Annotated in this window: 19 protein-coding genes and 1 pseudogene; 6 read left to right on the forward strand and 14 right to left on the reverse strand. The window is 65.2% G+C overall.

Going from position 1 to position 17467, the window contains the following annotated elements; all coding sequences use genetic code 11:
• Nucleotides 1-3: 3 nt before the first annotated feature.
• Nucleotides 4-864, reverse strand: coding sequence for an alpha/beta fold hydrolase (locus tag AB7M16_RS04535; protein ID WP_172783343.1), 861 nt, complete (start codon nucleotides 862-864; stop codon nucleotides 4-6).
• Nucleotides 865-1210: 346 nt separating this feature from the next.
• Nucleotides 1211-2134: a division plane positioning ATPase MipZ gene (locus tag AB7M16_RS04540; RefSeq protein ID WP_172783342.1), complete on the reverse strand. Its 924-nt coding sequence runs from the start codon at nucleotides 2132-2134 to the stop codon at nucleotides 1211-1213.
• 283 nt (nucleotides 2135-2417) lie between these two features.
• Here AB7M16_RS04540 and panC point away from each other — a divergent pair, with 283 nt between their 5' ends.
• A complete protein-coding gene (gene panC / locus AB7M16_RS04545; RefSeq protein ID WP_453943248.1) occupies nucleotides 2418-3269 on the forward strand; it encodes a pantoate--beta-alanine ligase in 852 nt (283 codons plus the stop codon).
• Here the strand turns inward: panC and AB7M16_RS04550 are convergent.
• The 4 genes from AB7M16_RS04550 to AB7M16_RS04565 all read right to left on the reverse strand — a co-directional run bounded on the left by AB7M16_RS04550 (nucleotide 3266) and on the right by AB7M16_RS04565 (nucleotide 6075).
• Nucleotides 3266-3706: a DUF1489 family protein gene (locus tag AB7M16_RS04550; protein ID WP_439403278.1), complete on the reverse strand. Its 441-nt coding sequence runs from the start codon at nucleotides 3704-3706 to the stop codon at nucleotides 3266-3268. The two genes, panC and AB7M16_RS04550, sit on opposite strands and share 4 nt — an antisense overlap.
• 42 nt (nucleotides 3707-3748) lie before the next feature.
• Nucleotides 3749-4747: a hypothetical protein gene (locus AB7M16_RS04555; protein WP_453943249.1), complete on the reverse strand. Its 999-nt coding sequence runs from the start codon at nucleotides 4745-4747 to the stop codon at nucleotides 3749-3751.
• 156 nt (nucleotides 4748-4903) lie between these two features.
• Complete coding sequence (locus AB7M16_RS04560) at nucleotides 4904-5107, reverse strand: hypothetical protein (protein WP_152033469.1); 204 nt, start codon at nucleotides 5105-5107, stop codon at nucleotides 4904-4906.
• Between the two features lie 305 nt (nucleotides 5108-5412).
• A complete protein-coding gene (locus tag AB7M16_RS04565) occupies nucleotides 5413-6075 on the reverse strand; it encodes a glutathione S-transferase family protein (protein WP_212255046.1) in 663 nt (220 codons plus the stop codon).
• Nucleotides 6076-6198: 123 nt separating this feature from the next.
• Here AB7M16_RS04565 and AB7M16_RS04570 point away from each other — a divergent pair, with 123 nt between their 5' ends.
• Nucleotides 6199-6918 (forward strand): DUF599 domain-containing protein, encoded by a 720-nt coding sequence (locus AB7M16_RS04570; RefSeq protein ID WP_172783337.1) that lies wholly within the window; start codon nucleotides 6199-6201, stop codon nucleotides 6916-6918.
• Between the two features lie 99 nt (nucleotides 6919-7017).
• Here the strand turns inward: AB7M16_RS04570 and AB7M16_RS04575 are convergent.
• From AB7M16_RS04575 to mgtE, 4 genes and pseudogenes are all read right to left on the reverse strand, one after another.
• Nucleotides 7018-7861, reverse strand: a pseudogene (locus tag AB7M16_RS04575) (hypothetical protein).
• 49 nt (nucleotides 7862-7910) lie between these two features.
• The gene (locus tag AB7M16_RS04580; RefSeq protein WP_453943250.1) at nucleotides 7911-8729 is read right to left on the reverse strand and encodes an aldo/keto reductase; all 819 of its coding nucleotides are present in this window, start codon (nucleotides 8727-8729) and stop codon (nucleotides 7911-7913) included.
• 142 nt (nucleotides 8730-8871) lie between these two features.
• Complete coding sequence (locus AB7M16_RS04585) at nucleotides 8872-9189, reverse strand: helix-turn-helix domain-containing protein (protein WP_453943251.1); 318 nt, start codon at nucleotides 9187-9189, stop codon at nucleotides 8872-8874.
• Between the two features lie 211 nt (nucleotides 9190-9400).
• Nucleotides 9401-10822, reverse strand: coding sequence for a magnesium transporter (mgtE, locus tag AB7M16_RS04590; RefSeq protein WP_172783333.1), 1422 nt, complete (start codon nucleotides 10820-10822; stop codon nucleotides 9401-9403).
• Between the two features lie 83 nt (nucleotides 10823-10905).
• Between mgtE and AB7M16_RS04595 the strand changes: the two genes are divergently transcribed.
• Nucleotides 10906-11712, forward strand: coding sequence for a polysaccharide deacetylase family protein (locus tag AB7M16_RS04595; protein WP_453943252.1), 807 nt, complete (start codon nucleotides 10906-10908; stop codon nucleotides 11710-11712).
• Nucleotides 11713-11869: 157 nt separating this feature from the next.
• Nucleotides 11870-13210: a polysaccharide deacetylase family protein gene (locus tag AB7M16_RS04600; RefSeq protein ID WP_453943253.1), complete on the forward strand. Its 1341-nt coding sequence runs from the start codon at nucleotides 11870-11872 to the stop codon at nucleotides 13208-13210.
• Nucleotides 13211-13214: 4 nt separating this feature from the next.
• On the opposite strand, the gene AB7M16_RS04605 is transcribed toward AB7M16_RS04600, so the two are convergent.
• Nucleotides 13215-13589 carry a hypothetical protein gene (locus tag AB7M16_RS04605; protein WP_172783330.1) on the reverse strand — a complete coding sequence of 125 codons (375 nt, stop codon included), beginning with the start codon at nucleotides 13587-13589 and terminating at the stop codon, nucleotides 13215-13217.
• A gap of 285 nt (nucleotides 13590-13874) precedes the next feature.
• Between AB7M16_RS04605 and AB7M16_RS04610 the strand changes: the two genes are divergently transcribed.
• On the forward strand, nucleotides 13875-14132 hold the full coding sequence (locus tag AB7M16_RS04610; RefSeq protein WP_172783329.1) for a hypothetical protein: 258 nt from the start codon (nucleotides 13875-13877) through the stop codon (nucleotides 14130-14132).
• Nucleotides 14133-14175: 43 nt separating this feature from the next.
• Here AB7M16_RS04610 and AB7M16_RS04615 read toward each other — a convergent pair whose 3' ends face one another.
• Both AB7M16_RS04615 and AB7M16_RS04620 read right to left on the reverse strand, forming a co-directional pair.
• Nucleotides 14176-15441: an ABC transporter substrate-binding protein gene (locus tag AB7M16_RS04615; RefSeq protein ID WP_453943254.1), complete on the reverse strand. Its 1266-nt coding sequence runs from the start codon at nucleotides 15439-15441 to the stop codon at nucleotides 14176-14178.
• A 58-nt stretch (nucleotides 15442-15499) separates the two neighbouring features.
• Nucleotides 15500-16186, reverse strand: a complete 687-nt coding sequence (locus AB7M16_RS04620; RefSeq protein ID WP_453947126.1) for a DJ-1/PfpI family protein — start codon at nucleotides 16184-16186, stop codon at nucleotides 15500-15502.
• A 92-nt stretch (nucleotides 16187-16278) separates the two neighbouring features.
• On the opposite strand from AB7M16_RS04620, the gene AB7M16_RS04625 reads away from it, so the two are divergent.
• Nucleotides 16279-17238, forward strand: coding sequence for a GlxA family transcriptional regulator (locus tag AB7M16_RS04625; protein ID WP_172783326.1), 960 nt, complete (start codon nucleotides 16279-16281; stop codon nucleotides 17236-17238).
• On the opposite strand, the gene AB7M16_RS04630 is transcribed toward AB7M16_RS04625, so the two are convergent.
• Nucleotides 17235-17423 (reverse strand): hypothetical protein, encoded by a 189-nt coding sequence (locus tag AB7M16_RS04630; RefSeq protein ID WP_453943255.1) that lies wholly within the window; start codon nucleotides 17421-17423, stop codon nucleotides 17235-17237. The two genes, AB7M16_RS04625 and AB7M16_RS04630, sit on opposite strands and share 4 nt — an antisense overlap.
• Nucleotides 17424-17467 lie beyond the last annotated feature (44 nt).

Below are 17467 nucleotides of genomic sequence, written 5' to 3' on the forward strand. Positions count from 1 at the left end.
CAGTCAGCTTTTGGCGGGTGCCATTAGAGCGACAGGGCCCGGCTCGAGGATCTTGGGCGGGGCCGATTGCGTGTCGACCGGCGCGATCTCGCTGTCCGTCGTGCTCAGGAACTTGTCGAGCATGCTCTGGATCGAGCTTTTCGCCACATCCGGACCGGTATCGCGCATGTCGTTGTGCTGGAATTCGGTCTTCACGACCTGAATGCCCGCCTTCTCGCATTCCTCGTCGGTCGGAATCACACCGGCGTCGGCCTTGAACTGCGGATCCTGGGAGCGGAACGACAGGATCTTGAACTTGCCGGCAGTGACGAAGGGCACGCGCAGATTGTCGAGCGTGACGACCTTCTTGACCTCGTCCGGATATTGCTTGGCGAAGTACATGGTGATGTCGCCGCCCATGGAATGGCCGACCATCGTCACCTTGTCGTAGTCGGCGTTGGCCTGAACCTTCTTCATCTCCTGCATGGCGAGATGGATGTTGGCGACGCCCCGCAGAATTTGCGGCAGCCGGCCGACATAGAGCTCGCCGGGCTTCGTGACCATCGGAGGATCAGTCGGCAGATCGTGCTGCGGGCTTACGACCATGTAGCCGCGCGCAGCGAAGGCGTTGGCGAGGAAGCCGTACTCGGTGTTCTTGACGGTATTGCCGTGATTGATCACTGCGACGGGCAGCTTGATCATGCCGGCATTGGCCTGCATTTCCTTGTCGCGCCGCACCGCGATAGAGACGGGCACCGGACGGTTGTCGCGAGAGGCGTCGTAGAATGTGATGGTCTCGTGCTTGATCGCCCACTTGCTCGCCGTGAAATAGGCGATGCCGCAGAGGGCACTGACCGAAACCAGAACGGCAATTCCACGCTTCATTTTCGTCCTCAGCCTCAGGCCTAAGCGGCCTGAATCCCTGTTGAAAATCGTGTTCTTCCGGGGCTCTTCGTCCCCTTGTCGCCTATTCCCTAATATATGTCACAGCAGCGTGACAGGAAGGCTAAATGTTGTGAACCGGCAGCCCTTTCATTGTGCGTCGCACTCGTTTCGTAAGCACCCCATTCTCATACCGCTACGTCAGCGTGCAGGTCCCTATTTGACGCAACCGGTCTCGACCGGGTTCGACTTCGCAGTAAATGCAGGGTGAAAACGCGCGCGGCGCCGCCCGGGTTCCCGCGCCAGCCGACAGACTCGGATCGGTCGGGAGTAACGATATACCGCGACGTCAGGCGCCGAGGATATCGTGGACCTCGAGCGGCTTGTCGACCTGGCTGAACCACTCGGCCCGGTTGGCGGCGCGGCGGCGGCCGCGCTCGTCGAGCGGGAGCTTGAGCTGGCGGAGCAGGCTCGTCACCTCCTCCCGCGCTGTGAGATGGCCGAGATTGGGCCGCATGCCGAGTGTGGCCTCGTCGATCTCGTCCAGGGCGGTCAGCCCGCGCGGGAAGAATTCGCGGTAGACGACGCGCTCGGCGAAGCCGTCGACGTAGCGGAAGCCGAGCCGCAGCGACAGATCCTTCAGCCCCTCGGCCACGAGTTGCTTGTTGCGCGAGCCGAGCATGGACAGGCGGTTGCGCACGACGATCCAATCGGTGGTGGCGCCGTCGAGCTGGCGTCGCTTGCGCCTGACATCGCGCACCATCTCGGCATAGTGGCTCTCGCCCGTCACCGCGTAAGTCGCGGGATCGACCGTGCCGAGCACGTCGAAATCGAGGAAGCTGTCGTTGATCGGCGTGACCAGGGTATCGGCCATCGAATGCGCGAGCCGCATCAGATAGCTGTCGGTGCCGGGCGTATCGATGACGATGAAGTCGAAGCTGCTCTCGACCGCCGAGACGGCTTCCATGAACTGCTGGAACTCGGAATTCTCATTCTCGGCAATCTGCATGGTCTCGCCGAGCTTGATGCAGCGATGCACCGGAAGCTCGAGGTCGAGCTTGGTACGCTGGGCCCAGGCAGACCGGTTGCCGATGTAGCGCGTGAAGCTCTGCTGGCGGCAGTCGAGGTCGATGGTGGCGACGCGCTGACCAGCCTTCAGGAGTGCAACGGCGATGTGCAAGGCGGTGGTCGATTTGCCGGAGCCGCCCTTCTCGTTGCCGAGCACGACCACATGCGCCGAGCCGGATTGGCCTTGGCTAGCCTGCACAAGCATGGTGATCCTCAACGCCCCTGGCGAATATCTTCGAGTTGACCGCGTCAGCGGTCAAGTGAAATGCGTGACAGGTAATGCAAATTGCAATGCGCCGTTCTCACGATGTATCGCGGCGCCGTCTTTCGTCTGTGATCCAGCCCACAATGTCGCGACGTTTTGCGCGGCCTTGCGCGGGATGCTGTGCCGCATCCGGATGCATAGCGTCCACGATCTCCGCTTGTTAAGGTTAGCTGGCCGGGCGCAAGGCCCGCACCTGCGCCGCTTTCCAATCCGTCGAGTCCCGATGTCAGCACGCCCATTGATCGCTCGCACGGTCCCTGCCCTGCGACGCGCCGTCGACGATCTCCGCAAGCGAAAGGCCACGATCGCGCTGGTCCCGACCATGGGGGCGCTCCATGACGGGCATGTGTCGCTGGTTCGCCTCGCCAGGCGGCGCGCCAGCCGCGTCGTGGTGTCGATCTTCGTCAACCCGACCCAGTTCGCCCCGACCGAGGATTTCGGCGCCTATCCGCGCACCTGGAAGGCCGACATCGCCAAGCTCGCGGCCGAGGACGTCGATATCGTCTGGCATCCCGGCGTCGCGGCCATGTATCCGGAGGGCTTTGCCACCCGCATCGTGCCGGAGGGGCCGGCGCTCGCCAGCCTCGAGGACCGCTTCCGTCCGCACTTCTTCGGCGGCGTTGCCACCGTCGTCGGCAAGCTGTTCACGCAGTGCCGGCCGGATGTCGCGATCTTCGGCGAAAAGGATTTCCAGCAATTGCGGGTGGTGACGCAGATGGCGCGCGACCTCGACCTCGGCGTCAAGGTGATCGGCTCCCGCACCGTGCGCGAGCGCGACGGACTCGCGATGTCCTCGCGCAACGTCTACCTCTCGCCCGAGGAGCGCCAGACCGCCACCGTCCTCTACCGCGCCATGAAAGAGAGCGCCGGGCGCATCCGAACCGGCGATGCGATTGCGCCGGCGATGGCGGGCGGCGCCGCGATGATCAAGTCGGCCGGCCTTGCGCTCGACTATTTCGAGCTGCGCCACGCCGAGACGTTGGCAAAGGTTACCTCGCGCAAGGACGGCCCGTTGCGGATCCTGGTCGCGGCCAAGCTCGGCACCACCCGGCTGATCGACAATATCGCGGTTTAGAGCAGCCCGAGGTCACGCAGCTCGCGCCGCATCGGTTCCGGCATCGCCGCAATCGAGCCGGCCGCGGACTTGCCGAGATCGGACGGTACCGAATCATCGGTCAGATAACGCCAGCCCTGGAACGGGCGCATCGGCCGCGGCGACACCGAGATCACCTTCGGCTGCATCACGATGCGGCAGCGCCCGATGCCATCCTTGTCGCGGAACGGCTCGATGGCGATGATCTTTTCGCGCGCGGCGATCTCGCCCTTGATCACCCAGTAGAGCGAACCGCCGGCGAGGATCTCGGCGTCGCGCTTGGGGACCATGCGGGTGATGTGGATGTGATGTTGCGGCAGACCCTTCTTCTTGGCGGTCTGCATCCGTTCGGCCACCCACTCCTTCAATTCCTTGACGGAGTCGCAGCCGACGGCGAGCTTGATCAGATGGAGTGGCATGCCCAAGCATTAGCCGGGCAGCCGCGCATTTGGAATGCCGATCTACTCGTTATCCGCAGGTGCGGGAGCAGCCGTCGAGGCCGGCGGCGGCGCGAGCGGAACCGGCGTGGCAGGCGCACGTGCAGCCTTTTGGGCCGGCGGTTTTTTCGCAGCCGGCGGGCTTGATGCCGCAGGCGCTGCGGCCTGTGCGGAGGCTGCGGCCGGCGCACGCGGTGCCGCCGCCGCATTCGCGGCCGGCGCGGCCTGGCGCGTCGCCGCCGTGGGCTCCGGATTCATGATGCTCACCGGCGGCGTCGAGGACGCGCTCGGGAACTCGGCATTGGTCGGCTTGCCCGTCGGCACCGACGGCGGCAGTCCGGCGAGCGCGGCGTTGGCCGCCATCGCCGGCGCTGCAGCGGGCGCGTTCCAGGTCGGCGCATAGCGCGCCACCAGCGTGTCGTAGAGATGGGAGTCCATGTTGGCGGCGACCTGCTGCTGGTCGGTCAGCGAGCGGAACGCCGCACAATCGAACTGCGTGCAGCCATCGCGTGCCACCAGCACATGCGCAACGAGGCCGTAGCGATCGCGCTCGAGCGACTTGCGCAGCGCCTTCATGTCGAGTGTCAGGCTCTTCTCGGCCGTGGCGGCGTCGCCGAGTGCGGTCAGCCGGTCGATCCTGGCCGCCGTGGAGGAGACTGCCGCAGCCGCAGCATCAGGCGCGCCGAACAGCGCCTTCTCGCAGCCGGCGGCGACGACATCGCCAGCGAGATCGTCGAGACAGGACAGCGCAGGCATGCTCGCCGTCACCACAGCTTGTGCGCGCGCCTCGGCCGGAGCGGACGACGCCTCCGGTCCATAGAGACGCATCGTGGCTGCACCGGCGATCACGATGGATAGCAGGGTGATGACGGTCAGCGCCCCGTTGGCGACGGATCTGTCGGCGCGCAGCAGCGTGATCAGGAGGATCAATCCGAAGAATCCGGCAGCCGCCAGCGTCATCCACATCGGGAAGGCCGGCGAACGCCAGATTTGGTCGAGCGAAGTGGCCCATGCCCAGTTCATGCGCGACGTCCCCTCACGCGAGCAAAGAGCGGATGGTCAAGCGAGCACCGCGAGTCGGCGACTGCCCCCGGCTCACCTTGTGAAGGCGAAGCGGGCCTTTTGACGGCGGCAGAATACAATCCCCGGGAGGCGCCTATGCGCTGACGGCGTCGGCGTTCAGGAGAGCGCGAGCTGGCTTTCCTTGGCAACGCGCTCGAAGGCTTCGGTCGAGCTTTTGATCCGGTACTGGCAGTCGTCGCCGTCGGTCGGAAGCAGACGGATAACCTCATACGCGCCGCTCGCAGCCGGACGCGCGACATTGCTGGCCGTGAACAGGACGCGCGTTCCCACGGGGAATTTGTGCTTCAACACCCTCTCCATCACTCAAACAGCGCCGCCTCGCCCAGTGTCCCACTGCGATGGCGGCCGGAAACCCGGGCCGCTGTATAGCACGCGTCGCGCCGTTTTGGCCAGCGCCATGCCGGCATGGCACGCGCTCGGATTTTGCAGTCATTTCAGAATGATAGGAGACAGCCGGCGGGCCGATGGTACCGCTGGAGCGGCTCATTCCCCCCGGCATGTCGCAGGCGGTGTCGCAGCCCCCCGATCCCACGGCCCTCGCCCATTGCAACCCCCGAGAGGCGGCCAGCCGGCACGCGGCCGGCCGCCGCCGTCAGACCTTCCGGTCAGGCGTCCTCGAACTTGGCAATGACCAGCGTTTCGGCCAGCCCGTCGCGCGTCCATTCCTGGAACGCCGGCAGCGCCATCATCGTCTCCATGTAGGCCTTGGTGTCCGGCGCCACCTCGATCGCATAGGTGCGGAAGCGATGCACGACAGGGGCGTACATGGCGTCCGCGGCACCGAAGCGGCCGAACAGGAACGGCCCCTTCGCGCCATAGCGGGTACGGCACTCGCGCCAGAGCTCCTCGATGCGCGCGATGTTGGCCTTGGCGTCCGCCGACAGCGCCACGGGACCGATCGGCCGATGCAGGTTCATGCCGCATTCGTTGCGCAGCGGCACGAATCCGGAATGCATCTCGGCGCACACCGAACGGGCATGCGCGCGCGCCGCGACATCGTCGGGCCACAGCTTCTTTTCCGGGTAACGCTCGGCGATGTATTCGATGATGGCGAGCGAATCCCACACCGTGACGTCGCCGTCGACCAGCACCGGCACCTTGCCGGCGCGGCTGAAGGACAGGATCTGCTCCTTGTCGGCGGGATCGTCGGTGTAGAGCGGGATCAGCGTCTCCACGAACGGGATGTCGTTGGCGCGGAGCGCGAGCCAGGGCCGCATCGACCATGACGAGTAGTTCTTGTTGCCGATCGCGAGCTTTAGCGCAGTCATGTCACTGGTCCTTCATTAGTCCTGCGGTTGCAGCCGCTTTTAACGCCATCGCCTGCCGCCAATCAATCGTTGCTGCGTCCCGTCATGCGTGGCAATCGTTGCGATCCTTGCCAGGAGACGGACATGAGCAGGCATTGGGTCGACATTACCGCCGTCGGCTTCTTCATCATCGAATGGCTGGCCTATGCCCTGACGCTGGAGCACTCGGCCTATGCCCGCAACAGCCTGTCGGCGCGCATGAACCGCTATCGCGAGGTTTGGGTGCGCCGGCTGCTCGACCGCGACACGCGGATGGTCGACATGCAGATCATGGCCTCGCTGCAGAACGGCACCGCCTTCTTCGCCTCCACCAGCCTGTTCGCGCTCGGCGGCGCGCTGGCGCTGCTGCACGCCACCAACGACGCCATCACGATCCTGAGCAAGCTGCCGATGGACCTCAGCACCTCGCCGGCGATGTGGGAGCTGAAATGCGTCGGCCTCGTGCTGATCTGCGTCTACGCCTTCTTCAAATTCGCCTGGGCCTATCGCCTGTTCAACTATGTCGCGATCCTGTTCGGCGGCATGCCGCCGGCCTCGCAGCGCGACACGCCTGAGGCCGAAGCCCACGTCATCCGCACCTCGCGCCTGTTCGAATCCGCCGGCCGGCACTTCAACCGCGGCCAGCGCGCCTTCTTCTTCGCGCTCGGCTATCTCGGCTGGTTCGTCAGTCCCTGGGTGCTGTTCGTGACCACGGCAGCCGTGGTGGTCGTGACCTGGCGACGGCAGTTCGCGTCCAGCGCCTGGGCCGCGATGGCACCGGAGGTGGTGGTGAATGGTGACGAGGGAATGAAGCGCGGGCATTGATCTCTCTTGTCCCGGACGCAATGCAGCGCGAAGCGCTGCTTCGCAGAGCCGGGACCCAGCGCCACACGGATTGCTCGGAGGCAACTACGAGACTACGCGCTACCCGCCAAAATCCCGCGGGCTGAACGGCAGGTCCAGCACCTTCCATTCCTCGTACAAATTGGCCGGCAGCATCTTGTAGGGCTGGCAGTTCTGCAGCGCGCTCGTCGCGGACTTGACGATGGCCACGCCCTTCGCGGACGGCGGCGCCGCGATCAGGATGGGCTCGCGCGCCAGCGTGCCGTCGGTGGCGAACACCGTGCGCAGCTTGACACGGACGTTGTCGGTCGGTGCGACCCCGGCCGGCAGCTTGGCGCAGGTACGCAAATGACGGCGAAGCTCCGCGATGACCTCGGACGGAAGCTTTGCAGCGATTGAATCGTTGGCATCGCCGCCGTCGTCCCTGGCGCCTTTCGGCTCGACCGGCAATTCGGGCGGCAGGCCCAGCATGACCCCGTACTTGATGGTGACGTCCGGCTGCGGGGCCTGATAGGCCGGCTGCGGCGCGGTCTGCGGTGGCGGCTGCGCGTTGGGTTCACGCTGCTTCGCGGCCTGAGAGGGTTGCGGCTGCTTCTGCTGCGGCTCGGGCGAGGCCTGCTGTGATGGTGCTGCCGCCTGCGGCTTGGCCGCGGGCTTCGATGCCTCGGCCTTGTCGGTGACGTCCGGCTTCGGCAGCTTCAGATCGGGAAGCGACTCCGGCGGCTTCGCCTCTTCCTTCTTCTCCTCGGCCTTGGCTTCCTCATGCTTCACCTGCTCCGGCGTGACGATGTCGACCGTGACAGTCTCGGGCGGCCGGCTCTGAAACGGACGGACCTCGCTGATCACGATGATCAGCGCCACCAGCGTCAGATGGGCGATTGCCGAGCGCCGCGATGTCCGTCCGTATGATCTTCCGCAGTTCCATGGACCGATCTGGGGTTGCCGCCGTGGTCCTAGCATACCCCGGGTCCCTCTCAATCCCATTTCGGGGCGAAGCCGAAATCGGTTAGGCGTCCCCTCGGATGGGCGAGCGCGGCGATGCGGCTCATCTCATCTTCCGACAGCTCGAAATCGAAGATCTCGAGGTTTTCCGACAGGCGCTCGATGCGCGAGGTGCGCGGGATCGCAGCGACATTCTGTTGCACCAGCCAGCGCAGGCAGACCTGCGCCGGCGTCTTGCGGTGGACGCGACCGATATCGGCCAGCGTCTGATCGGACTTGATGCGGCCCTTGGCGATCGGGCTGTAGGCGACGAGGGCAAGGCCATGCCGGTCGCAGGCCAACCTCACCTTCGCCTGGTCGAGATAGGGGTGATATTCGACCTGGTTGCAGACGAGCGGCTCCGCCGACAGCGCGACCGCCTGCTCGATCAACGCCACGGTGAAATTGGAGACGCCGATGTGGCGGGTCAGGCCCATCGTCTTCGCATGCGACAGCGCACCCAGCGTCTCCGCCAGCGGCACGTGGGGATTGGGCCAGTGCAACAGCAACAGATCGACCGAGGGAAGCCGCAGGCGGGCGAGGCTCTCCTTGACCGAGCGCTCGAGATCATAGGGCGCGAAATGGTTGGTCCAGACCTTGGTCGTGAGGAAGACGTCGTCGCGGCGCACGCCGGAGGCGCGCAAGCCGTCGCCGACCTCGCGCTCATTGTCGTAGACCTGCGCGGTGTCGATATGACGATAGCCGAGCCGTAGCGCCTGCTCGACCACGCGCGCGCAGGTGCGCCCTTCCAGCTCCCAGGTCCCGAGCCCGATCGCCGGGATCCTTGCGCCATTGGCCTCAACGAACAGCATGAGGAATCCTCTTCCGTTGCGGCAGCCCCGGTCGACATTATGGACCTCGTCCGTGTTGGTTGCCAACGGACGTCAGTGCTATCGGGAGGGATATTCAGGGCAATGCTAACAGGAGGTTCGCACGAGGCTTCACGCCTTGATGTCACGCCTTGGCGAGCGCCTGGAACACGGTGTCGGGCGCATGCGCGATCACCGCCAGCAGCGCGCGGGCCGGGCCGCGCGGGGCGCGCTTGCCCTGCTCCCAGTTGCGGATGGTCTCGACGGGAACGCCGAGCTTGGCGGCGAACTCCATCTGGGTCAGGCAGGCGCGCCGGCGCAGATCGCGCACTGCGAGCGGGCCGGTATCAGCCGGCGCCGCATGGGCCTTCGGCTCAACCGAACGCGGCTGGACCGGAAGTTCCTGCCCATCCCGCAATTCGACGATCCGTCCGTCCGCCTTCAGCCGCAACCGCATGCCCATTCCCCCAAGCAGAGGCGATGATGCGGCAGGTCGCTTAAAGTCGGATTAAAAACGCAGCGCACTCGGGGCACGAGGGTTAGGGGTGCCCCCCGCCGCCTCCCCCCGTCATTGCGAGGAGCTCTTGCGACGAGGCAATCCAGGATCTTTCCGCGGAGGGAATCTGGATTGCTTCGCTACGCTCGCAATGACGTGGAGAGAGCGTGCGCCTCCCCTACTTCAACCCGAACCAGAGCGTGGCAATTCCAAGGAAGGAGAAGAAGCCGACGACGTCGGTCACAGTGGTGACGAAGGTGCCCGATGCCACCGCCGGGTCGGCCCGCACGCGATCCAGCGCCATCGGGATCAGGATGCCGCCGAGCGCGCCGGCGACGAGGTTGCAGATGATGGCGAGCCCGATGACGATGCCGAGACCCGGGATCTTGAACCAGGCCACTGCCGCGATGCCCGTGATCACGGCGAAGGCGAGGCCGTTGACGAGGCCAACCAGGGCCTCGCGCATCACCACGCGCCAGGCGTTGGAGGAGCCGAGCTCGCGCGTCGCCAGCGCCCGCACCGCCACCGTCATGGTCTGGGTGGCGGCATTGCCGCCCTGGCTCGCCACGATCGGCGCCAGCACCGCGAGCGCGACCATCTTCTCCAGCTGCCCCTCGAACAGGCCGAGCACGGAGGACGCCAGAAACGCGGTGGCGAGGTTCACCAGCAGCCAGTTGAAACGGCCGCGGGCGATGGTGAGGAAGGTATCCGACAGCTCTTCGTCGCTGGTGACGCCACCGAGCGCCTTGAGGTCCTCGTCGGCCTCTTCCTCGATGACGTCGACGACGTCGTCGACGGTGATGACACCGACGAGGCGGTCCTGGGTGTCGAGCACGGGTGCGGCGACGAGATTGTACTTGCCGAACATGCGCGCCACCTCCTCCTGGTCCTCCAGGACGGAGACGCGGCGGCGGTCCTCGTCGGTGAGCTCGGTCAGCGCCACCGGCCGGCGCGTGCGCAGGAGCACGTCGAGCGGCACCGCGCCCTGCCAGTGCTGCTCCTTGTCGACGACGTAGATCTCGTAGAAGCGGTCGGGCAGATCCGGCGTCTCGCGCATGTAGTCGATCGCCTGGCCCACCGTGAAATCCTGGGGCACGGCGATGAACTCGGTTTGCATGCGGCGGCCGGCGGAGTTTTCCGGATACAGTAGGCTGCGCTCGAGCGCGACGCGCTCCTTGAGCGGCAGCTTCTCCAGGATCTCCTCCTGCTCCTCGGCGTCGAGGGTTTCCAAGAGCTCGACCGCATCGTCGGATTCGAGCTCGCGGACGCCCTCGGCGACCGTCTCCGGCGGCAGCTCCTCGAGGATCTCCTCGCGCACGGTCTCATCGACCTCGTTCAGCGCCGAGAAGTCGAAATCGCGGCCGGTGAGCTCGACCAGGCGGACGCGATCGTCGGGCTCGAGGGCGCCGATCAGATCGCCGAGATCGGCCTCGTGCAGCTCCGCGACGCAGGCACGCAGCGCAGCACTGTCGCCGGCCTCGATCGCTCGGGCAATTTCCTCGACGAATTCGTGACGAATTTCGCCGTCTTCATTGCGCATCGGCACGTGGTCGAGTACCGAATCCGCAGCGGATGGGGCAACGTCCATATGTTCATCCATGGCGCGCCTCGCCGTTTGACAGGTTGGAACGGGTGGTATGAGCTGAGGGTTCAGGCAATACCCACAACGCAAAGCCGAGCGCAATGACAAAGATGCTGCGACTGAGGTGGACCTCGACCATGACGGGCGCGCTCGCCGCGACCGTCATCGGCACTGCCGCGACAAAGGCCGCCGAATGCCCGCGCAAGGACGCACTCGGCACCTCGCGCGTCCTCAGGGTCGATCCCAAGACCTACCCGCGCGTTGGCGTGAAGAGCTTTCCGCAGACGCTGCCGCTGGCCGATCGCGAGGTCGTGCTGACCTTCGACGACGGGCCGAACCCGCCGACCACGTCGAAGGTGCTGGCGGCGCTGGAACGGGAATGCGTGCGCGCGACCTTTTTCCTGATCGGCCAGCACGCCTCCGAGCATCCCGACATGGTCAAGCGCATCGCCCGCGAGGGCCACACCGTCGGCCATCACTCCTTCTCGCATCCGTTCATGGGGCATATTCCGTTCGAGAAGGCCATGGCCGACATCGACCGGGGCATTGCCGCGGACGAAATGGCGCTGCACGGAACCTCGACGACGACACCTTCGACGCCGTTCTTCCGCTTCCCCTATTTCGAGTCGACACAAGCACAGCTCGACCTGCTCCAGTCGCGGGGCATCATTGTGTTCGGCGCCGATCTATGGGCCAGCGACTGGGAGGAGATGACGCCGGAGCAGCAATTGAAGCTCGTCACCGATCGCCTCACCGCGAGCGGCAAGGGCATCATCCTCTTCCACGACAACAAGGCGCGCACGGCCGCAATGATGCCGGGGTTTCTGCGGTATCTGAGGGAGAACGGCTATCGGGTCGTCCACATCGTACCGGCTGGCGCATCACAGAAAAGCGCCGAAACGCGCTGATGCCGGAATGTCACGCCGGGGCAAAATGGGGTGATTTGGGGGCAATTAACACTCTGTTCATGCTACGGCGTGCAAAGATGAGGGCGGCTACGGCTGAACCGTTTTGAGCCATCTCCGACCTATCTAGGCGCCAATTGCATGGGGGCAGACGAGGTTCATGATCGGAAGTAGCGTTGTTTTGCGGACGCGATCGTGGTTCGTCCTTTGTCTGGGAATGCTCACCGTCGGTTCGCCGGCTGCGCTTGCGGCCGACTGTCCCGGCCACCCCGACGCCCTCGGCACCTCCCGCACCCTCGTTGTCGATCCGCGCGAGCATCCGCTGATCGGCACCATGCAGTACCGCGAGACGCTGCCGCTGAAGGACCATGAGGTCGTCCTGACCTTCGACGACGGTCCGATCCCGAAATATTCCAACCAGGTGCTCAAGATCCTCGCCGACGAATGCATCAAGGCGACCTTCTTCATCGTCGGCAACCAGGCCAAGGCCAATCCGGACGGCGTGCGCAAGCTGGTGGCGGCGGGCCACACCGTCGGTACGCACAGCATGGACCATCCCCTGACGTTCGACCGGATGCCGATCGAGAAGGCCGAGGCGGAGATCAATGGCGGCATCGAATGGACCGCAGCCGCGATGACCGATCCCTCGCAGCTCGCCCCGTTCTTCCGCATTCCCGGCCTGATGCGCGCCGAGGGCGTGGAGAACCATCTGATCTCGCGCGGCATCCAGGTCTGGAGCGCCGACTTCCCGGCGGATGATTGGCGGCACGTGTCGTCCGACCGCGTCTACCAGCTCGCGATCCAGCGGCTGGAGGCCAAGGGTAAGGGCATCCTGCTGCTGCATGACATTCAGGCCCGCACGGTGGCGGCGCTGCCCAGGATCATCCGCGACCTCAAGGCGCGCGGCTATCGCATCGTGCATGTGGTGCCCGCCACCGCCGAGCGGCCGGCGACGCCGACCACGCAGGTCGAATGGCTGCTGCATCCGCCATCGGAGACGACGCCGATCGCGCGCTGGCCGCGCGTGCCGAATTTCGTGTTCACGCAGACCAAGACGCTGCCGGCGCCCGCGCTCGCCGACCTCAATGCGCAGGCCGAGCACCAGTCGCTGCTGCCGCGCCGGAGCAAGGGCCAGATGGACCTCGCATCCACCCTGCCCGTGCCCGGCCGCGATCTGTTCGCGATCCCGGAAGGCTCGGTCGAGGTGCTGCTGTCGACGACCTTGTCGCGGCGCGCCGCGACCCGGCTTGCCATGGCGGCCGAGAAGCCCCATCCGGCCAAGGACAAGGCAGCACAGGGCAGAGCTGCGAAGGGCAAGACGGCCAAGCTGCACGGGCGGAGGACCGCCCAAGCGGCGCCGGCGGCAGCGGATCATGCCGCGCAGCCCGTCGACATCGTACCCAAGAACGCCGCATCCAAGGGCACCGCTTCCAAGGGTGCCGCTTCCAAGAGCGCAGCGCCCCGTCCGACCCGCGTCGCCAGCCTGAAGAAGCGCGCTTAGGCCGCTATTGCCGCATGATCGCGGCGACGCAGAGCAGCACGATCAGCGCCAGGAAGAACAGGTCCATGTAGGACTTGAGCTCGCCGTCACGCCTTAGCCGCGCGACGTCGGCGATCACCTGCTTGCGCGCGCTGGTGCCGCCCGAACCGTCGTTGATCGGAGCCTGAAGGCGCTTGGTCTCGGCCTCCAGCTTCTCGATCTTCTGGAAGAAGTAGAACGCCCGCAGCGTCGAGGCCGCGCGCATGGCGGCATAGACCAGCACCAGGATCGCCAGGATCGCCCGGTTCGGATACTTCTCCATGAAGTTCAGGCTGAAATAGACCACAGCCATGAAGGCGAAATTGGTGAGGAAGCGATAGACGAAGCTGAGAAAGACCATGCTGGCTCGAACCTTGAGGGGGGTCGCAACTCTACGATGTTGCAAAGTGCGGGATCGGGACCCAGACCGGAACGGCGAGCCTGGATACGGCCCGTCTACGCCAAGTTTATTTCAACAAAGATACTGCCGCCCCCGCAACTAGCCGCCTTTTAGCCTGACGCGGCCATAAGGCAAGCCGGAGCCTGGCCCCTGGCCTCGCGCGCGCGAAGGGCCCGCAACGGCTCAATAGCGATTTGGCCGAAGGCGCGGTAAACTGCGACCGCCGCCAGATGTGGGGTTCTTCCGATGCCGAAGAAGGGAATCACGGGCCACGACGACTGGGTTCTGACCGAGGCTCTCGCGACCGCCCTGGTCGCGCTGGAGCAGCTCGAGCCGAAGCACCAGCCGAACGCGCATATGGACGACATCCGCAAGCTGCTCGCGAACGGCAAGGAGCCGGCAGCGGTGAGCCTGCACCTCGCGCAGGCCAAATGCCGCCTGTTTCCCGAGCTCGACCCGCTGGAGATCTACCGGGAATACGGCATCGGCGATGAGTATGGCTGAGGCGGCGCCTCAGGGCAGCACAAGCCCTGCGCGGCGCAGCGGGTTAGTTTTGCGAGGTCTTCAGCAGCGGGCATTCGCTTTGGCTCAGCGGAAGATAGGCTTCCTCGGCAGGGATCGTCTCGACCACGCTGTAGTAGTCCCAGGGGGCTTTCACGTCCGCAGGCTTCTTGACCTCGACGAGATAGAAATCGTGCACCAGCTTGTTGTCGGCGCGCAGCCGCGCGCCCGGTGCATAGAAATCGTCTACCGGCATTGACCGCATCTTCTCCAGGACGGCATTGGTTTCATCTGTGCCCGCGGCAGCCGCGGCCCTCAGATATTGCAGGACGGCCGAATAGACGGCGGCTTGTGGCGCGGTCGGCATGGCGTTGTGAAGCTTGTAGAACCTCTGGGCGAACGCCCGCGTCGCTTCGTTGAGAGCCCAGTACCAAGCGGTGACCGTGGTAAGGCCCTTGGCGGTTTCAGGACCCATGGCGTGAACATCGGTCAGGAACATGAGTTCGGCGACCGCCTTCTGAGGCCCCGTATTCATGCCGAATTCGTTCCATTGCTTCATCGAGGTCACGAGCTGTTCGCCGGCATTGGCGAATGCGATCACCTTGGCCTTTGAGGCCTGGGCCTGGAGCAAGAACGAGCTGTAATCGGCATTTCCCAGCGGATGAAAGACTGCGCCGAGCGACTTGGCGCCGCTCGCCGCGAGCACGCGCTGTGACACTTCGACCATGTTGCGTCCGAACGCGTAGTCGGACGCGATGAAGAACCAGCTGTCATATCCTTGCGACACCAGCCTGCGGACCGAGCCGGCGACCAGATTGTAATTGTCGTGCAACCACATCAGGCCGGTGGGCGAACATTGCCTGCCACCGATTTCGGTGGTCCCGACCGCAGAGTAGATAACGATCCTGTTCTTGTCGCGTGCGATCGACTGGATGGCGAGCGCAACGGCAGAATTTCCGACATCGGCCACCATGTCGATGCCGTCCACGTCGAACCATTTGCGGACGATCTGGGCACCGATGTCCGGCTTGTTCTGATGATCGGCGACGACAATGTTGACCTTGAGCCCAGGCGTGGCCTTCTGAAAATCCTCGACCGCCATCTTCGCGGCGACAACAGAGCCTGGTCCGGCAAGGTCCGACAAGGGTCCCGCCTGGTCGTTGATGATGCCGATGCGGATCACATCGCCGGAAAAATCGCCGGCCTGACTCCGTTCGGCGCATACGACCGCCCCGAGCGTCAGGATGAGGCCAAAGGCCGACCGGCAAAGCCGGATAGGCCATGACTTCGACGCGCCTGCGCGATCCACCATCTTCCCCTCCACTCTGCCCGCGAGGACTGCTGGCGATGACTGCCCTGAAATCGCCGGGCTATCCTTCCTGGTGAACAACTTTCCTGACGAGTTCCAGTCGACGCGCCTGCGCCGGCGCAACCCGCTCCTTCATGGCGGCCAGGATCGCCGCCGGTGCCGTATCCGGCGAACCGGCATTGAATGGGGGTGCGGGATTGTATTCCATGCGGAGCTGGACCATTTCCGCTGCCGCGCGGCCTCTCAACATCGAGACCAGCGTGAGTGCAAAGTCGATGCCGGCGGTTATGCCGCCGCCGGTCATGCGGTTGCGGTCGATGCACACCCTCTCCCGCGACACCTCCGCTCCGAAAAACGGCAAGGCATCGGTCGCCGTCCAATGCGTGGCCGCGCGATAGCCTTTCAGGAGACCGGCTGCGCCGAGTACGAGCGAACCGGTGCAGACCGACGTGACGTATTTCGCGCCGCGCGCCTGCCGACGCAGAAAGGCAAGCACCTCCTCGTCCAGCATCAGCTCGTCGGTGCCATAGCCGCCGGGGACACAGATCACGTCGAGTTGCGGGCAATCAGCGAATGTGATGGTCGGCGTTAACGCGATCACGGAATCGCTCGGTACGGGCTCGATGCATTTCCAGATCAAATGCACCATGACGTCAGGCAGGCTGGAGAAGACCTGGGCAGGACCGGTGAGATCGAGCTGTGTAACGCGGGGAAACACCAGAAGGCCGATCTGCAACGGACCCGACATATCCAACCTCGACATCGCGCTTGACGACGTCAGCGTGCCATGTTGGCCTTGTGGTCGGAAACGGCGTAATTCCCTCATTTTTGGACGCGTCCATGATCGGCTTCCTGATCTTTCCCGAATTCCAGCTGCTGGATGCGGCCGGGCCGATCTCGGTGTTCGAGATCGCAAGACGTCACACGCCGAATGCACCGCGCGTGATCAACGTTGCGGCGAAGGCCGGGGCGGTGCGCAGTTCGTCTGGCACCGAGATGCTGGCGCGCAGCCTGCGATCGGCGAGCTCCGTTACGACTCTTTTCGTGGCTGGTGGAGAGGGCGTCGAAGCTGCGGCGCGTTGCAACACCACGATCTCCTTCATTCAAAGACTGGCGCGCCGTGGCGTGCGCATGGCCAGCGTTTGCTCCGGCGCCTATCTGCTCGCCGAGGCCGGCGTCCTCGATGGCCGCTGCGCAACCACGCATTGGTCCTGTACCCGCGACTTCATCGGGCGCTATCCGAAGGTCAGGCTCGAACCGGACCAGATCTTCACGCGCGATGGCGGCGTATGGACTTCGGCGGGCATCACGGCCGGGATCGATCTGGCGCTCGCCATGATCGCGGAGGACCATGGCGAGGAGATTTCGCAGGCAACCGCCCGCCAGCTCGTGCTCTACCATCGCCGCAGCGGCGGCCAATCGCAGTTCTCGAGTCTTCTCGAGCTGAAGACGCCGAACGGGCGCTTCGGCAGCCTGTTGTCGTGGGTGCGCGAGAATCTGGATGCGTCTCTCACGGTCGAGGCGCTCGCCGAGCGCGCTGGGCTGAGCTCAAGGCATTTCGTCCGCTCCTTCATCGCCGAAACAGGATCCACGCCGACAAAGGCGGTCGAGCGCTTGCGCGTCGAGGTGGCGCGGGAGCGGGTGCAGTCCTCCGGCGAGACGATCGAGCGCGTCGCGCGAACCACCGGCTTTCGCGACCCCGAGCGGATGCGGAGGGCCTTCATCCGGGCCTTCGGTCAGCCGCCACAGTCGGTGCGACGCTCCGCCCGGATCGCGAGAGCTCCGGAAGACCGGGTTTAAGGCCCGCCGGCGACCGATCCCGCGATCACCATGACCAGCGCGCCGAGGTCGATCTTGCCGTTGACGGTCAGCTCCTCCGAGCCCTTCGCGTCTGCCGCGCCGTGGACCTTCAGCGATTGCGGCCGGTCGGCGGCCTGGCGCTGCAACTCGCCGACGATGGCTTCCTTGAGCTTCTCTTCCAGCATGGGCTCTTCCTTCGCGGGTCCGTCCAGTCAAGACGGCAGCCCGC

This window comes from Bradyrhizobium sp. USDA 372 (assembly GCF_053629095.1).

Bases quoted from the DNA above. Each gene is read 5' to 3' on its own strand.
- AB7M16_RS04565 (WP_212255046.1), bottom strand. From the start codon at position 6,075: ATGACTGCGCTAAAGCTCGCGATCGGCAACAAGAACTACTCGTCATGG.
- AB7M16_RS04630 (WP_453943255.1), bottom strand. From the start codon at position 17,423: ATGCTGGAAGAGAAGCTCAAGGAAGCCATCGTCGGCGAGTTGCAGCGC.
- AB7M16_RS04585 (WP_453943251.1), bottom strand. From the start codon at position 9,189: ATGGGCATGCGGTTGCGGCTGAAGGCGGACGGACGGATCGTCGAATTG.
- AB7M16_RS04540 (WP_172783342.1), bottom strand. From the start codon at position 2,134: ATGCTTGTGCAGGCTAGCCAAGGCCAATCCGGCTCGGCGCATGTGGTC.
- mgtE (WP_172783333.1), bottom strand. From the start codon at position 10,822: ATGGATGAACATATGGACGTTGCCCCATCCGCTGCGGATTCGGTACTC.
- AB7M16_RS04615 (WP_453943254.1), bottom strand. From the start codon at position 15,441: ATGGTGGATCGCGCAGGCGCGTCGAAGTCATGGCCTATCCGGCTTTGC.
- AB7M16_RS04620 (WP_453947126.1), bottom strand. From the start codon at position 16,186: ATGTCGGGTCCGTTGCAGATCGGCCTTCTGGTGTTTCCCCGCGTTACA.
- AB7M16_RS04535 (WP_172783343.1), bottom strand. From the start codon at position 864: ATGAAGCGTGGAATTGCCGTTCTGGTTTCGGTCAGTGCCCTCTGCGGC.
- AB7M16_RS04600 (WP_453943253.1), top strand. From the start codon at position 11,870: ATGATCGGAAGTAGCGTTGTTTTGCGGACGCGATCGTGGTTCGTCCTT.
- panC (WP_453943248.1), top strand. From the start codon at position 2,418: ATGTCAGCACGCCCATTGATCGCTCGCACGGTCCCTGCCCTGCGACGC.
- AB7M16_RS04625 (WP_172783326.1), top strand. From the start codon at position 16,279: ATGATCGGCTTCCTGATCTTTCCCGAATTCCAGCTGCTGGATGCGGCC.
- AB7M16_RS04550 (WP_439403278.1), bottom strand. From the start codon at position 3,706: ATGCCACTCCATCTGATCAAGCTCGCCGTCGGCTGCGACTCCGTCAAG.
- AB7M16_RS04580 (WP_453943250.1), bottom strand. From the start codon at position 8,729: ATGCTGTTCGTTGAGGCCAATGGCGCAAGGATCCCGGCGATCGGGCTC.
- AB7M16_RS04560 (WP_152033469.1), bottom strand. From the start codon at position 5,107: ATGGAGAGGGTGTTGAAGCACAAATTCCCCGTGGGAACGCGCGTCCTG.
- AB7M16_RS04555 (WP_453943249.1), bottom strand. From the start codon at position 4,747: ATGAACTGGGCATGGGCCACTTCGCTCGACCAAATCTGGCGTTCGCCG.
- AB7M16_RS04570 (WP_172783337.1), top strand. From the start codon at position 6,199: ATGAGCAGGCATTGGGTCGACATTACCGCCGTCGGCTTCTTCATCATC.
- AB7M16_RS04595 (WP_453943252.1), top strand. From the start codon at position 10,906: ATGACAAAGATGCTGCGACTGAGGTGGACCTCGACCATGACGGGCGCG.
- AB7M16_RS04605 (WP_172783330.1), bottom strand. From the start codon at position 13,589: ATGGTCTTTCTCAGCTTCGTCTATCGCTTCCTCACCAATTTCGCCTTC.
- AB7M16_RS04610 (WP_172783329.1), top strand. From the start codon at position 13,875: ATGCCGAAGAAGGGAATCACGGGCCACGACGACTGGGTTCTGACCGAG.